At 63.8% G+C, this 15,404-nt stretch carries 15 protein-coding genes; 9 read left to right on the top strand and 6 right to left on the bottom strand.

The window, feature by feature from the left end; all coding sequences use genetic code 11:
* Positions 1-33: 33 nt before the first annotated feature.
* From ACCQ15_RS11635 to ykgO, 6 genes are all read right to left on the bottom strand, one after another.
* A complete protein-coding gene (locus ACCQ15_RS11635; protein ID WP_372380591.1) occupies positions 34-1,266 on the bottom strand; it encodes a TraB/GumN family protein in 1,233 nt (410 codons plus the stop codon).
* On the bottom strand, positions 1,247-1,786 hold the full coding sequence (locus ACCQ15_RS11630; protein WP_011347669.1) for a GNAT family N-acetyltransferase: 540 nt from the start codon (positions 1,784-1,786) through the stop codon (positions 1,247-1,249). Before ACCQ15_RS11630 ends, ACCQ15_RS11635 begins: the two co-directional genes overlap by 20 nt.
* A gap of 3 nt (positions 1,787-1,789) precedes the next feature.
* Positions 1,790-2,674 carry a carbon-nitrogen hydrolase gene (locus ACCQ15_RS11625; RefSeq protein WP_011347668.1) on the bottom strand — a complete coding sequence of 295 codons (885 nt, stop codon included), beginning with the start codon at positions 2,672-2,674 and terminating at the stop codon, positions 1,790-1,792.
* A gap of 125 nt (positions 2,675-2,799) precedes the next feature.
* Positions 2,800-3,834: an agmatine deiminase family protein gene (locus ACCQ15_RS11620; RefSeq protein WP_218488430.1), complete on the bottom strand. Its 1,035-nt coding sequence runs from the start codon at positions 3,832-3,834 to the stop codon at positions 2,800-2,802.
* 235 nt (positions 3,835-4,069) lie between these two features.
* Positions 4,070-4,411, bottom strand: a complete 342-nt coding sequence (locus ACCQ15_RS11615; RefSeq protein WP_007970129.1) for a hypothetical protein — start codon at positions 4,409-4,411, stop codon at positions 4,070-4,072.
* 238 nt (positions 4,412-4,649) lie between these two features.
* Positions 4,650-4,775, bottom strand: a complete 126-nt coding sequence (gene ykgO, locus ACCQ15_RS11610; protein ID WP_005913193.1) for a type B 50S ribosomal protein L36 — start codon at positions 4,773-4,775, stop codon at positions 4,650-4,652.
* A 172-nt stretch (positions 4,776-4,947) separates the two neighbouring features.
* On the opposite strand from ykgO, the gene cmk reads away from it, so the two are divergent.
* From cmk to ACCQ15_RS11565, 9 genes are all read left to right on the top strand, one after another.
* Complete coding sequence (cmk, locus tag ACCQ15_RS11605; protein WP_008572390.1) at positions 4,948-5,631, top strand: (d)CMP kinase; 684 nt, start codon at positions 4,948-4,950, stop codon at positions 5,629-5,631.
* Positions 5,632-5,813: 182 nt separating this feature from the next.
* Positions 5,814-7,499, top strand: coding sequence for a 30S ribosomal protein S1 (gene rpsA, locus ACCQ15_RS11600; protein ID WP_003489652.1), 1,686 nt, complete (start codon positions 5,814-5,816; stop codon positions 7,497-7,499).
* Positions 7,500-7,587: 88 nt separating this feature from the next.
* Positions 7,588-7,899 (top strand): integration host factor subunit beta, encoded by a 312-nt coding sequence (locus ACCQ15_RS11595; RefSeq protein WP_008572387.1) that lies wholly within the window; start codon positions 7,588-7,590, stop codon positions 7,897-7,899.
* A 66-nt stretch (positions 7,900-7,965) separates the two neighbouring features.
* Positions 7,966-8,271 carry a lipopolysaccharide assembly protein LapA domain-containing protein gene (locus tag ACCQ15_RS11590; protein ID WP_003489650.1) on the top strand — a complete coding sequence of 102 codons (306 nt, stop codon included), beginning with the start codon at positions 7,966-7,968 and terminating at the stop codon, positions 8,269-8,271.
* 6 nt (positions 8,272-8,277) lie between these two features.
* Positions 8,278-9,456 (top strand): lipopolysaccharide assembly protein LapB, encoded by a 1,179-nt coding sequence (lapB, locus tag ACCQ15_RS11585; protein ID WP_003489647.1) that lies wholly within the window; start codon positions 8,278-8,280, stop codon positions 9,454-9,456.
* Positions 9,456-10,424 carry an MraY family glycosyltransferase gene (locus tag ACCQ15_RS11580; protein WP_011347662.1) on the top strand — a complete coding sequence of 323 codons (969 nt, stop codon included), beginning with the start codon at positions 9,456-9,458 and terminating at the stop codon, positions 10,422-10,424. Before lapB ends, ACCQ15_RS11580 begins: the two co-directional genes overlap by 1 nt.
* 13 nt (positions 10,425-10,437) lie before the next feature.
* On the top strand, positions 10,438-12,345 hold the full coding sequence (locus ACCQ15_RS11575; RefSeq protein WP_011347661.1) for a polysaccharide biosynthesis protein: 1,908 nt from the start codon (positions 10,438-10,440) through the stop codon (positions 12,343-12,345).
* The gene (gene galU / locus ACCQ15_RS11570; protein WP_372380590.1) at positions 12,345-13,238 is read left to right on the top strand and encodes a UTP--glucose-1-phosphate uridylyltransferase GalU; all 894 of its coding nucleotides are present in this window, start codon (positions 12,345-12,347) and stop codon (positions 13,236-13,238) included. Before ACCQ15_RS11575 ends, galU begins: the two co-directional genes overlap by 1 nt.
* A gap of 173 nt (positions 13,239-13,411) precedes the next feature.
* Positions 13,412-15,262, top strand: a complete 1,851-nt coding sequence (locus ACCQ15_RS11565) for a monovalent cation:proton antiporter-2 (CPA2) family protein (RefSeq protein ID WP_372169028.1) — start codon at positions 13,412-13,414, stop codon at positions 15,260-15,262.
* Positions 15,263-15,404: the final 142 nt, after the last annotated feature.

Raw genomic sequence — 15,404 nt, 5'->3', positions numbered from 1 at the left:
GGTCTGGAGCTGGCGGCTTCAGTGCCGCAGTACTCACCCGTGCAGACGATTGAAGATTTGCACCCCGGCCAGCCACACACCGGCCATGCTGCCGAAATTGGTCAGCAGAAATGTCAGCACCACCCGCGAGACGCGGTTGCGGTACCAGCCGCGCAGCGTCTGCGCGTCGTCGCGCAATGACAGAAAGTCGCCGTAGGCCGGCTTTCGCATATGCACTTCGACCAACGCGGCGAATGCACCGGTCGGCACGCTCAGGCGAAATGGCTTGAACGGCGCGACGACCGCGGCGGTGAGAATGCTCAACGGGTGGCTACCGGCCAGCAAGCAGCCGAGCGCGGCCATGCCGCCGGTATACATGGCCCACTGCATCAACAGGTCCGCGCCCATGCTCAGGCCGCCACGCCAGAACCCGATGCCGATGCCGGTGATGATGACCGCCAGGATGCTCAGCGTGATCCACGGAATACGCTTGCGCTGCTGCACGTATTCCAGCGATTCGCGCAGCGGGCCGGGCGCGGCGGTGTCCTGTTCCAGATGGCGCGCAAGTCCGGCCAGATGTCCGGCGCCAACCACCGCCAAGATCTCGCGCTGCTCTGCGCCGACTTCTTCGCGCAGACGCGTGGCCATGTATTGGTCGCGCTCGGCAATCACCGTCTCGTACAGCTCCGGACTTTCGCTGGCGAAGTCGCCGAAGCTTGCCTCGAGCATGTCGCCTTGCTTGAGCTTTTCGATTTCCTCCTCGCCCACCTCATCGGCAGCGAACAGGCCGCCGAGCAATCCCCCGGCCAGTTTCATCTTGCCGAAAAACCCCAGCCGCCCGGACGCACGTTTGAAGGTCAGGCCAACCTCGCGATCGATCAGATGCACCGGCAAGCCCTGCGCGCGTGCCAGGTTCACCGCCTCCTTCAATTCCGCGCCCGGTTCGATGCCCAGTTGTTTGGCCAGGCGGCGCTGGTACGCGGCAAGCGCCAGATTCGCGGCGAACAAGGCCACACGGCCCTTGCGGATCACCTGCACCAGATCCAGGCGGGCGAGGGCGTCGGGATCGCTGAGCGCCTGCAGGCGCTGCGCGTCCAGTTCCACCGCTACCGCGTCGTAACGCCCGCTGCCAATCGCCCGTTGCACGGCGGCAACGCTCGCCAGCGACACGTGCGCGGTGCCGAGCAAGGTATAGCGCACGCCGTCGCGTTCGACGATGCGATGCGGCTGGCCGGACAGCGCATCGTCCAGAACGTGGGGGGGCTGCTCAGTCATGGGGCTTTTCATCAGAAGGAGGGGCGGTGTCGCCGGAGCTGAGCGCGCGTTGCATCTGCACGCCGTCCAGCCAGCGACCGTGTTTGCGGCCAATTCCGTTGAAGACTCCGACCGTGCGAAATCCAAAACGTTCATGCAAGTGTCGCGATGCCAGATTGCCGGCATCGCCAATCACCGCGATCATCTGGCGGAAGCCGCGCTGCTCGCACACCGCGATCAGCTCGCCCAGCAGGGCTTTGCCGATGCCGCGGCCCTGCATCGCGCTGGCCAGGTAGATCGAGTTCTCCACCGTCCAGCGATATCCGGCGCGCGCGCGAAATGCGCTGGCATAGGCATAGCCCGCGACCACGCCATCGAGCTCTGCCACCAGATAGGGGTAGCCTGCATCCACGATCGCGCTTACCCGCGCGCGCATTTCATCGAGCGATGGCGCGTTGTATTCGTAGGTATTGACCCCGGCGATCTGCTCGGCATAAATCGCAGTGATCGCCGGGATGTCCGCATCGCGGACTGCACGCAGCTCCAATGGCATGCGTCAGTCGATGTAGCGCTTGAGCAGATCGCCGTACGCATCGATGCGACGGTCGCGCAAAAACGGCCAGATGCGGCGCACATGTTCGCTGCGTTGCAGGTCGACATCGCAGATCAGCACGGTCGGATCCTGGCCGGCTTCGGCAATGAACTCGCCCTGCGGCCCCAGCACATGGCTGTTGCCCCAGAACTGGATGCCCGAGGCGCCCAGCGGCGAGGGCTCATGGCCGACCCGGTTGCACGACAGCACCGGCACGCCGTTGGCGACCGCATGGCCGCGATGGCTGAGGATCCAGGCATCGCGCTGGCGCTCCTGCTCGGCCTGCTGGTCGTCCGGATCCCAGCCAATCGCCGTGGGGTAGAGCAGCAGTTCCGCACCGGCCAGCGCCATCAGGCGCGCCGCTTCCGGATACCACTGGTCCCAGCACACCAGCACGCCCAGGCGGCCCACCGAGGTATCGATCGGCGTGAAGCCCAGATCGCCCGGAGTGAAATAGAACTTCTCGTAGAAGCCCGGATCGTCGGGGATGTGCATCTTGCGGTACTTGCCGAGCAGCCGGCCGTCCTTTTCGAACACCACCGCGGTGTTGTGATACAGGCCGGCCGCGCGGCGCTCGAACAGCGAGGCGACCAGCACCACGCCGTGCTGCTTGGCCAGCGCGCTCAAGCGCTCGGTGCTGGGGCCGGGAATCGGCTCGGCCAGGTTGAACTCGTCCACCGACTCGTGCTGGCAAAAATACGCACCGTTGTGCAGTTCCTGCAACAGCACCAGCTTGGCGCCCTGCGCGGCGGCTTCGGCCACGCGCGATGCGATGACGGCCAGGTTGGCCTCGGCGTCGCCGTGGTTGCGCTCCTGGATCAGCGCGACGGGAAGGAGATGACGGGTCATGGCAGCATCCAACGTAAGTGGCGCACTAAGGTAGCGCGCCATGGCGTAACACCGGCCTGCCGGCCGGAACAGGAAGCCGCGCGCGGTCTGTGCGGCCGCGACGCAGGCGAGGTTCGCAACTGCGCTTAGGCCGCGAGCAGGCCGGCCGGCAATTGCATGGTCAGGCAATGCAGGCTGCCGTTCTGCCAGATCAGCGCACGGCACGGCACCGGCACGATCTCGTGCTGCGGGAATGCCTGCGCCAGCACCGCCTGCGCGGTTGCATCGGCCGCATCGCCATAGGCCGGCATCAGCACTGCGCCGTTGACGATCAGGAAATTGGCATACGACGCAGCCAACCGGCGGCCTTCATCGAGGATGGGCTGTGCCCACGGCAGCACAAACAGCCGATATGGCTGCCCGTCGGCCCTGCGCAGCGCGGCCAGTTCGGCCCCCATCGCCTGCAGTTCGACGTAATGCGAATCGCCGGGCACGTCGCAGCCCTGATAAACGATCGCATCCGGGCCGGCAAAGCGCGCCAGCGTGTCGATATGCGCGTCGGTATCGTCGCCTTCCAGGTAGCCGTGATCCAGCCACAGCACGCGCTCTTGCGCCAGCCACGTGGCCAGATCGCTGCTGAGCGATTCGCGCGTGCGCTGCGGATGCCGCTCATGCAGGCACTTCCAGGTGGTCAGCAGGGTGCCGGCACCATCGGTCTCGATGGCGCCACCTTCCAGCGCGAAGTCGATGGTCTCCACCTGCGCCGGCACGAACACTTGCGCGGCATCCAGCGAACTCACCAACTGATCGTCCAGGCTGGCTTCGAACTTGCCGCCCCAACCGGTGAAACGGAAATCCATCAACCGGAAGCCGGCTTCCTGGCGCAGCGTGATCGGGCCCGAATCGCGCAGCCAGGTGTCGTTGTACGCGGCGATCACGAAGCGCACGCGCGTCATCTCCACCCGCGCCGAACGCAGCCGCGCCTCGGCATAGATCTGCAGGTCGTCGTCGGCCACGCAGATGACCACCGGCTCGAAGCGGGAGATCGCCGTGACCAGCGCAATATAGGTCTCTTCCACGTCGGCCAGGCGCTCGGCCCAATCGGTGCCGGCATGCGGCCACGCGAGCAACACGGCGGATTGGGGTTCCCACTCGGCGGGAAAGCGAAGACGGTCGGTCATGCCAGGCAAATACTCATCTTGGTGTGCAGGCCATCGCCCGCTCGTTCATCGATATCCCGCACGTGGATGCGGGCTCTTGCAATCCAGTCGCCGATCGCCGCGCCGGCCTTGTAACAGCATCGCAGCAACGCATGTCCGGCTGCTGACGGACCCGGTGCACCTTGCGATGCGAATCGTGACGGCCGGCGTGCGAAGACCGGATGCCGAAACCTCCGGTCGAGCCGTCACCGACGCCTCAGCGGATCGGCGGCTTGGGCCCAATCTCGTTGGCATCGGCCTTGTTGGCCACCACGTCGATCACCTTGCTCTTTTCGAAGTACACGGTGAAGGCCGGATACACCCAGCGATGGATGGTCGGCCACTGGCGCTTCTGGCCGCCACGTGGGTCGAGCTTTTCCTGTGGCGCGCCGTAGCGGCCTTCGACCTGGCTCATGCTCTCGCCGCGCAAGGGCAGGGCAGCGGCAGGCTTCTGCTGTGCGCGGTCGACCAGCAATGTATCGGCCGAAGCGACGGCACTGATCCCCATCAGCGCGATTGTCAGTACGACCGGCGGCATCACAAACAAACGGTTACGCATGTCATCTACTCCCCAGTGGACAAGATTTCAGATGGTGATTACAGCAAAAAACGACGACAGGCGCTGTTGCGACACGGCTGACCTGACGGGCCGCGATTGCCCGGGCGCCCCGGCCCAGGGACGGCGATGTCCTGCGTGGGCAGGCCGGCGTAGATCCGTATGCAACCACGATGAAGCAGCGGCCAAGAAAAAACCGCCCGGAGGCGGCTTTCTCGGGTCTTGCACGCGCCGCGAAGGCTTAGCGCTGACGCGCCTTGAAACGCGGGTTCGACTTGCAGATCACGAAGACCTTACCGCGGCGGCGGACCACCTTGCAGTCGCGGTGACGGGTCTTCGCAGACTTCAGGGAGGACAGGACTTTCATGGCACACCTCGGCGTAAACGGTTGGATTCGATGGAAGAGTGCCCACGGTCGAGGGTGCACCCGGAATTAAGCCGGCGATTCTAACCGGCTTTTCGTCGTGCTTTCAAGTGGTTGCAGCGCGATCGCTGCGAGCGGCGCTACACTACGCGCTGATGACCTTCCGGAAACCTGAATGACCGACCTGTCGCCCGTTCTCACCATCGATGGCCCTTCCGGTGCCGGTAAGGGCACCGTGAGCCGGATCGTGGCCGCCCGGCTGGGCTGGCATTACCTCGATTCGGGTGCACTGTATCGCGCGGTGGGTGTGGCGGCGAGCTGGGCCGACCTGGATGTCTCCGACCCGGCAGCGCTGGTGCGTTGCACCTTCGACACCAGGGTGGAATTCGACGATGCGGGCGAGGCAGGGCTGCGCGTGCTGGTCAATGGCGCAGATGCGACCAGTGAGCTGCGCCTGGAAACTACGGGCGCGCTGGCCTCGGCCATTGCCGCCATTCCCGAGGTGCGCAGCGCCCTGAAAGAGCGCCAACGCGCATTCAGGCGCGCCCCCGGCCTGGTTGCCGACGGGCGCGACATGGGCACGGTGATCTTCCCCGATGCGGCCTACAAAGTGTTTCTGACCGCCAGTGCCGAAGAACGTGCGGGCCGTCGCCATAAACAGTTGATGGAAAAGGGTGTTTCGGTTATCTTTGACGACCTGCTGCGCGAGATCATGGCCCGTGATGCCCGTGATGCGCAGCGGGTGGTGGCGCCATTGCGGCCGGCCGAAGACGCCGTGCTGATCGATACCAGCGGAATGGGAATCGAAGATGTCGTCCAGCGTGTGGTCGGGTTGCTCGCAGACCGTGCGCCGTCGTAAGCGTTTGGCAAGCGGGTTTGTCCCGCCGACCGTAAGGCGTTCCAAAGCTCCGTCGCGCATCCTGCGTGGCGGTTCTATGACTTCCAACCGACTCGCTTTCCGGAGTCGACCAACAGGCTGGGCGGTTCGCATCTGTCGCACCCCGACAATCGGCGCCCGTGTGTTCAACTGAGTAAATTCAAATGACAGAATCTTTTGCAGAACTGTTCGAAGCCAGCCAAGCCAATCTGGCGAAGCTGAAGCCGGGCTCCATCGTCACCGGTACCGTCGTGGAAGTCCGCGGCGACGTGGTGGTGATCAACGCTGGCCTGAAGTCCGAAGGCATCGTGCCGATCGAGCAGTTCCGTAACGACGCTGGCGAGATCGATGTCGGCGTAGGCGACCAGGTCAAGGTCGCCCTCGATTCCATCGAGAACGGCTTCGGCGAAACCGTGTTGTCGCGCGAGAAGGCCAAGCGCGCGATGGTGTGGGACGAGCTCGAAGAAGCGTTGGAAAAGAACGAAACCATCACCGGCCGCATCAGCGGCAAGGTCAAGGGTGGTTTCACCGTGGACATCAAGGATGTCCGCGCGTTCCTGCCCGGTTCGCTGGTGGATGTGCGCCCGGTGCGCGACCCGGCCTACCTGGAAGGCAAGGAACTCGAGTTCAAGCTGATCAAGCTTGACCGCAAGCGCAACAACGTCGTTGTCTCGCGTCGTGCAGTGGTCGAAAGCGAGCACTCGGAAGAGCGCGAGCAGCTGATGGACAAGCTGCAGGAAGGCGCGATCCTGAAGGGTGTCGTCAAGAACCTGACCGACTACGGCGCGTTCGTGGACCTGGGCGGTATCGACGGCCTGCTGCACATCACCGACATGGCCTGGAAGCGCGTGCGCCATCCGTCCGAAGTGGTCAACGTCGGCGACGAGCTGGACGTGCGCGTGCTGAAGTTCGATCGCGAGCGTAACCGCGTCAGCCTCGGCCTGAAGCAGCTGGGCGAAGATCCGTGGGACAACATCGCGCGTCGTTACCCGGCCAACAGCCGCGTGTTCGGCAAGGTCTCCAACGTCACCGATTACGGCGCGTTCGTCGAGATCGAGCCGGGCGTCGAAGGCCTGGTGCACGTGTCGGAAATGGATTGGACCAACAAGAACGTCAACCCGTCCAAGGTCGTGCAGGTCGGTGACGAAGTCGAAGTCATGGTCCTGGACGTGGACGAGGAGCGTCGCCGTATCTCGCTGGGCATGAAGCAGGTTGCCGCCAATCCGTGGGAAACCTTCGCTGCCACCCACAAGAAGAACGACAAGGTGTCCGGTCAGATCAAGTCGATCACCGACTTCGGCATCTTCATCGGTCTGGACGGCGGCATCGACGGTCTGGTGCATCTGTCCGACATCAGCTGGAACACCACCGGCGAAGATGTCGTGCGCAACTACAAGAAGGGCGACACGCTGGAAGCCGTGGTGCTGGCAGTCGATCCGGAGCGCGAGCGCATCAGCCTGGGCGTCAAGCAGCTGGAGCAGGACCCGTTCGGTCAGTACATGGCGTCCAACCCGAAGGGCTCGAAGGTCGAAGGCGTGGTGCGTGAAGTGGATGCCAAGGGCGCCACGATCGACCTGGCCGATGGCATCGAAGGCTACGTCGCTGCACGCGACATCGCCAACGAGCGCGTCGACGACGCCACTCAGCACCTGAAGGTCGGCGACAAGATCGAAGCCAAGTTCGTGGGCATGGACCGTAAGGGCCGCACCCTGCAGCTGTCGATCAAGGCCAAGGACGATGCCGAAATGCGCGAAACGTTGGAGGACTACCAGTCCGCCTCCGCGTCGGGCGGCATGACTCAGCTGGGCGCGCTGCTGCGTGCACAGTTGAACAACAACAAGTCCGAGTAAGCGCGTAGCGCTCGCAAGAGCGTAATGGATCGGCCCGGGCTTGCCCGGGCCGATTCCGATGTGTCAGTCGAAAAAAGCAAGTCTTCCCATGACCAAGTCCGAATTGATTGAAATCCTGGCGCGACGCCAAGCGCATCTGAAGTCGGACGACGTGGATCTGGCAGTGAAGTCGCTGCTGGAAATGATGGGGCAGGCGCTCTCCGATGGCGATCGGATCGAAATTCGCGGGTTCGGCAGTTTTTCGCTGCATTACCGTCCGCCACGTCTGGGACGTAATCCCAAGACCGGCGAGTCGGTCGCGCTGCCGGGCAAGCATGTTCCTCACTTCAAGCCGGGCAAGGAATTGCGTGAGCGGGTCAGCTCCGTGGTGCCCGTGGATGTGGTCGATACGGCTGACTGAAGCCCGTCTGGCGCTGCGTTTATGTCGTCTCGGTTAAGCTAGTCTGCTTCCCGACGGAGTCTCGCCATGAAGGTGCTTCGCTTGCTGGTGATGTTGGCCTTCCTGTTGGTCGGTCTGATCATCGGTGCGGTCAATTCCCAAGACGTCACGCTCGACTTCCTGTTCTCCAGCGTGCATACCAGTTCAGGCGTCGCGATCATCGTCGCGCTGCTGGTCGGTGTGTTGATCGGTGCCGGCATGGTGCTGGTCAGTGTGGTCATTCCCCTCTATTCCAAACTGCGCCAGGCCAACAAGGCTGTTGCGGTCAGTCGCGCCGACGCCAGGCCTGTCACGCCTGCGACCGTCGAGCCGCGCCCCATCGATGGACTGTAACGACGTATGGACTTTCTGACCGAGTGGATCTGGTTCTTCCTGTTCGTGCCGCTGGCTGCGCTAGGTGGCTGGATCGTGGGCCGTCGTGGCGGCCAACGCCATGGCGACACGCAGGTCAGTCGTCTTTCCAGTACTTATTTCCGTGGGTTGAACTATCTGCTCAACGAGCAGCCGGACAAGGCGATCGAGCTGTTCTTGCATATCGCCGAACTGGATAAGGAAACCTTCGAGACCCAGGTCGCGTTGGGGCATCTGTTCCGTCGCCGTGGTGAAGTGGACCGTGCGATCCGCCTGCACCAGGGCCTGGTGCAGCGTGGCGACCTGACCGATCAGCAGCGCGTCCAGGCTCTGCTGGCGCTCGGCGAGGACTACATGAAGTCGGGTCTGCTGGATCGTGCCGAAACGGTCTTTACCGAGTTGGCGCAACTGGACCAGCGTGCGCCGCAGGCGCTGCGCCATCTGATCGGCATCTATCAGGCCGAGCGCGATTGGGAAAAGGCGATCGACAACGCCACCCGCTATGAAGAAGTGACCGGCGAGCCGATGGGCAAACTGATCTCGCAATTCGAATGCGAACTGGCTGATCGCTATCGCGGCCTGGGCAAGACCGACGATGCGCTACAAGCCATCGCACGTGCCTACCAGGCCGATGGCACCTCCGTGCGCGCCGGCATTCTGGAAGGGCGCATCGAAGCCGAGCGCGGTCACGACGAAGCGGCAGTGCGCGCTTTCGAACGGGCGGCCCGGCATGATCCGGAATACCTGCCCGAGATCATTCCTGCATTGATGGCCGCGTATCGACGGGTCGGCGATATCGCTGGGGCGCGCAACTTCCTGTCGGAGATGACCGAGCACTATCGCGGCATCGCTCCGGTGCTGGCGCTGACCCAGTTGATGGAAGCCCAGGATGGCGTCGCGCCTGCGCTGGCCTATCTTGGCCGCCAGCTCAAGGATCGGCCGTCGGTGCGTGGTGAGTCGGCGTTGATCGATCTCACCCTGGCCGAGGGAAGCGACCCGGTCGGCACCTTGCAGGACCTCAAGCACATCACCGACCAATTGCTAGTGCGCAATCCGAGCTACCGATGCACGCGCTGCGGCTTCGGTGCCAAGACGCATCATTGGCAATGCCCGAGCTGCAAGGAATGGGGTACGGTCAAACCGCTGTTGAACTACGCGGTGGTCTGATGGCGTGGCTGTGGTGCGCGCTGCACCTGCTGGTCGCGGCACTGGGGACCTGGGGGCTGCGGCGCTATGCCTTGCACCGCCGCCTGCTCGATCATCCCGGTGAACGGCGTAGCCACGTGGTCGCTACCCCGCGCGGCGGCGGTATGGCAATTGTGGCGGCGATCTTGCTGGGCTGCGTTGCAGCTTGCGCGCTGTGGCCGACGTCGCGGCTGACGGTCTGCTGGTTCGCAGCGGGCCTGATCGCCGTGGCCGGCGTAGGGTGGTGGGACGATCATCGTCCGCTTTCGGCAAGGCTGCGGTTTTCGATTCACCTGGCCGCTTCGGCGGCATTGGGCGCCTTGGTTTGGCATGACACGGGCAGCGTGTGGGATGGATTGCTGACTGCCGCTGCGTCCGTGGTATTGATCAATGTCTGGAATTTCATGGATGGCATCAATGGGCTGGCCAGCACCCAGGCGGCGTTGGCCGCGCTCGGATTCTCGCTGGTGGCGCCTGCCGGTTGGTCGTGGGCAGGTCTGGCGGTTGCAGCGGCGTGCCTTGGGTTTGTGCCGTTCAATTTCCCACGTGCACGCATCTTCATGGGCGATGGCGGCAGCGGTGCGCTCGGCTATGTACTGGCGGCGCTATTGGCGCTGAACGTAGCGGGTGGTCAGGTGAGCTGGTGGATCAGCTGGTTCCCGTTGACGGTCTTTCTTGTAGACGCCGGCTTCACACTGCTTGCTCGCATGCTTTCCGGGCAACGCTGGTGGGAGCCGCATGCCCAGCACGTCTATCAACGTCTGGCGCGCCATCTTGAGACGCACGTCCCGGTAACGTGCGTTTATTTCGCTTTCAGCCTCATTGCCGTCTGCTTGTACCTGTTAATCCGTCATGATCCGTTCTGGCTGCAGGTGTCCGGCGCGCTGGCATGGGGCATGGGCACCACTGCAATCTGGCATTTTCTGCGCGATGGATTGCGCAATTCCTGACTAATGGACTTTTATGATTTCCTGGCGTGACCGTTTGACCAAGGCCCTGCCGCAGATAGCGGTCGTGGTACATGATCTGCTGATGGTGTGGGTATGCTGGCAGCTCCTGCATGCCGGCCGCTACTCGATGCTACGCGACGCGCCGGATCTGCCGCTGTGGGACTGGCGCACCGCGGTGGTGCTGGTGGCGCAGGGCCTGGTGTTCTGGAAGATGGGGTTGTATCGCGGGTTGTGGCGCTTCGCCTCGGTGCCGGACCTGTGGAACATCTTCAAGTCGAGTTTTCTCGGATTGGTCGCGATCGTGCTGGCGTTGGCGTACGACCGTCTGGATGGCGTGCCGCTGTCGGTGCTGGTGGTCTATCCCTTTGCGTTGTCGGCCATGCTGGGTACGCCGCGTCTGCTGTATCGCGCTTGGAAGGACTACCAGATCGCGCATTCCGGTGATGCGGGGCAGCGCGTGCTGATCCTCGGCGCCGGGCGCGCCGCCGAAGGGTTGGTGCGCGATCTTCGCCGTACCGGCGCGTTTGTGCCGATTGGCTATCTGGACGATGCCAGTAACCTGCATGGCGCCAAGATCCAGGGCCTCAATGTGCTGGGCAATCTGGACCAGGCCGCCGCGATCGCCAAAGAGACCGCTGCCAAATTGCTGGTGATCGCGATCCCATCGCTGGATGCCTCCGGCATGCAGCGCGTGGTGGCGATTTGCGAAAGCACCGGCCTGCCGTTCCGCATGGTGCCCAAGTTGATCAACGTGCTGGAGGGGCGCTCCTTGCCGGGCGAGTTGAAGGAGGTCGCGATCGAGGACCTGCTCAACCGCAAGCCGGTCACGCCCGATTGGCGCCTGATCCGCGACTGGCTGACCAACAAGACCGTGATGGTGACCGGCGCCGGCGGTTCGATCGGTTCGGAAGTCTGCCGCCAGTGCGCACGCCATGGCGCGCGCCGGATCGTGCTGCTGGAAATCGACGAGCTGGCGCTACTGACCATCGACTCGGATCTGCGCCGGCTGTTTCCGGATATCGAAGTGGTGCGCGTGTTAGGCGATTGCGGCGACCCGGCGGTCGTGGCGCATGCGTTGAATACTGCCACGCCGGACGCGGTCTTCCATGCGGCTGCGTACAAGCAGGTGCCGTTGCTGGAAGAGCAGTTGCGCGAGGCGGTGCGCAACAACGTGCTGGCGACCGAGAACGTGGCGCGCGCCTGCCAGCGGGCACGTATCGAGACGTTCGTCTTCATTTCCACCGACAAGGCGGTCGAGCCGGTCAATGTGCTGGGCGCAAGCAAGCGCTATGCAGAAATGATCTGCCAGAGCCTTGACGCGCGCGATGCGCCGACGCGCTTCATCACGGTGCGCTTCGGCAACGTGCTGGATTCGGCCGGCAGCGTGGTGCCGTTGTTCCGCGAACAGATCCGCCAGGGCGGGCCGGTGACCGTGACGCATCCGGATGTCACGCGTTACTTCATGACCATCCCCGAAGCCTGCCAGTTGGTCATCCAGGCGGCTGCATCTGCATCGCATGGTGCGATCTATACGCTGGACATGGGCGAGCCGGTGCCGATTCGCTTGCTTGCCGAGCAGATGATCCGTCTGGCCGGCAAGCAGCCGGGCAAGGACGTGGCGATTCTCTATACCGGCCTGCGGCCGGGCGAGAAGCTGCATGAGACGCTGTTCTATTCCGACGAAGACTATCGTCCCACCGCGCACCCTAAGATTCTGGAAGCCGGTGTGCGCGAGTTCTCGCATGAGCAGGTGCTGCAACTGGTGACGCGCTTGCGTGAGGCCGTTAACCGCTATGACATCAACGCGATGGAGACTGTATTGGGTAGCCTGATGCCGGATTTCGCGGCTGCTCGACGGAAAGTCGACGCGCGATCTGATACGGTCGTTCCATTCCCCGCACGTGAGGTCAGAAGACTGTAATGAGCCAGCGTATTCGCAAGGCCGTATTCCCCGTCGCAGGTCTTGGGACCCGCTTTCTTCCGGCAACCAAGACAGTGCCGAAAGAAATGCTGCCAATCATCGACAAGCCATTGATCCAGTACGCCGTCGACGAAGCCATCCAGGCTGGTTGCGATACGCTGATCTTCGTTACCAACCGCTACAAGCACTCCATTGCCGACTACTTCGACAAAGCCTATGAGCTCGAGCAGAAGCTGGAGCGCGCAGGCAAGCTGGAGCAGCTGGAGCTGGTGCGCCATGCATTGCCCGAGGGCGTTCGCGCCATTTTTGTCACGCAGGCAGAGGCGCTCGGCCTGGGCCATGCGGTGTTGTGTGCCAAGGCCGTTGTCGGTGACGAGCCGTTCGCGGTGTTGCTGCCGGACGATTTGATGTGGAACCGCGGCGATGCCGCGCTGACCCAGATGGCCAATGTGGCCGAAGCCTCGGGCGGCAGCGTGATCGCCGTGGAAGACGTGCCGCACGACAAGACCGCCAGCTACGGCATCGTTTCCACCGACGCGTTCGACGGCCGCAAGGGCCGCATCAACGCGATCGTCGAAAAGCCCAAGCCGGAAGTCGCGCCGAGCAATCTGGCCGTGGTCGGTCGTTACGTGCTGAGCCACAAGATCTTCGACCTGCTCGAAGCCACCGGTGCAGGCGCGGGCGGCGAAATCCAGCTCACCGATGCGATTGCCGAGTTGCTGAAGGAAGAGCAGGTCGATGCCTTCCGTTTCGAAGGTCGCCGTTTCGATTGCGGCGCGCACATCGGCCTGATCGAAGCCACCGTGCATTTCGCGCTTGAGCACGAAAAGCATGGCGGCCCAGCGAAGGAAATCCTGCGCAATGCACTGGCCCAGGCCGACGCGCGCGGCTGAGTGTTGCCTGATCGCTGTTTCCACGAACGACGCCAGCTGGCGTCGTTCGTCGTTTAGGGGCTTGTCGTATGCCTTGCCGCGCCGGCAGAGCTCGGCTTGGCAAGCCCAAGCGGGGGCAGAGATGCGCACCCTGATGCAGGCTGGGGCCGCGCAAGTGCCGCTAGAATCCGGGCATGAGCCAACCTGCCGAATCCAGTGAACTGATCAACGTGGTAGTGCTGCTCGGCGCTGCCGTGGTGGCAATTCCGTTGTTCCGTCGTCTGGGCCTGGGCTCGGTGTTGGGTTATCTGGCAGCGGGACTGGCAATTGGTCCGTTCGGGTTGGGCCTGTTCAACGAGCCGCAAGCCATCCTGCATGTGGCCGAGTTGGGCGTGGTGATGTTTCTGTTCGTGATCGGGCTGGAAATGCGCCCCTCGCACCTGTGGAGTTTGCGCAAGGAAATCTTCGGACTCGGCACGCTGCAGATCGCGGTCTGCGCGCTGGTGTTGACCGGCGTCGGCATCTTGCTCGGCTTTGCGCTACCGGTGGCCTTCGTGGCGGCGTCCGGTTTCGTGCTGACATCCACTGCCGTGGTGATGCAGCTCTTGGCAGAGCGTGGCGACGTCGCCTTGCCGCCGGGGCAGAAGATCGTGGCGATCCTGCTGTTCGAAGACCTGTTGATCGTGCCGCTGCTGGCGATCGTGGCCTGGATGGGGGCCAGCGGCGACCCGCAGGCGGCATCGCAGCGTTGGCAGGGAATCGGCATCGGTCTGGCCTGCATCGCCGGCTTGCTGGCGGCCGGGCGTTGGCTGCTCAATCCCTTGTTCCGCATCCTGGCCGCATCCAAGGCGCGCGAGGTGATGACGGCAGCAGCATTGCTGGTAGTGCTGGGCGCCGCGCTGTTGATGCAGGTGGGCGGTCTGTCGATGGCGATGGGGGCGTTCCTGGCCGGCGTGCTGTTGTCCGAGTCCACGTTCCGGCATCAGATCGAAGCGGATATCGAACCTTTTCGCGGCATCCTGCTGGGGCTGTTTTTTCTCGGTGTCGGCATGAGCCTGGACTTGCGCGTGGTGGCGGCGGACTGGCGCCTGATCGTGGTGGGCGTGCTGGCCCTGATGGTGGGTAAGGGCGTGTGCATCTATGCGGTGGCGCGGCTGATGCGCAGCGACCATCGCCAGGCGCTGGACCGTGGTGTGCTGATGGCGCAAGGCGGCGAATTCGCATTCGTGCTGTTTGCCGCCGCGTCGGCATCCGGCGTCATCGATGCCCAGGTCAATGCCAGCCTGACCGCGATCGTGGTGTTGTCGATGGCACTGACGCCGTTGTTCGTGCTGCTGCAACGGCGGCTGACGCCGGCGGCGGCGGTCTCGCTGGATGGCGTGGAAGCAGCCAGTGGCCAGACCGGCAGCGTGCTGATCATCGGCTTCGGGCGCTTTGGACAGGTGGCCAGTCAGTCGCTGCTGGCGCGCGACGTGGATGTGACCATCATCGATAACGACATCGAGATGATCCAGAGCGCGGAAGAATTTGGTTTCAAGATCTACTACGGCGACGGCACCCGGCTCGATGTGTTGCACGCCTCCGGCGCGCACAGCGCACGTGCGATTGCGGTGTGCGTCGACAACCAAGAGGCGGCCAATCGCATCGTCGAGCTGGCAACGCGCGAGTTCCCGCATGCCAAGCTGCTGGTGCGTTCGTACGACCGCCAGCATTCGCTGCAGTTGGTCGCTGCGGGAGTGGATTACCAGATCCGCGAGACCTTCGAGTCGGCGGTGCTCTTCGGCAAAGTGGCGCTGGTGGAGCTGGGGGTGGACGAGGACGAAGCCGGCATGATTTCGCGTCAGATCCGCCGCCGCGATGCCGAGCGTTTCGAACTGGAGATTGCTGCCGGCGATGCACGCGCCGGAGCCAAGCTGATGTATGGCAACACCGTGCCGACCGCGCCCCGGCCCACGCCGTTCACGCGGCCGCGTCGCGGCAGCCGCACGTTGAATCCCGATGCGGTGCCGCAGGCTGAGCCAGCAGAGACACAGACGCGCGACTAAGGGCGGCCCACAAACCCGCTGCGCAGGCGCTCCGCGGCATGGCCAGTGCGCGATGCGGAGCGCCAGTCGTCCGGTGCGATAGCCGCGATTGGACGACTGCTCGCTAGGTCTTGTTGGCCGCCAGGAGCGGGCACACACGCCT

It is taken from the genome of Xanthomonas sp. NCPPB 1754, assembly GCF_041475725.2.
Lineage (GTDB): Bacteria > Pseudomonadota > Gammaproteobacteria > Xanthomonadales > Xanthomonadaceae > Xanthomonas > Xanthomonas euvesicatoria.
Note: the sequence above shows the minus strand (reverse complement) of the source record. Positions and strands in the feature narration are given on the sequence as shown.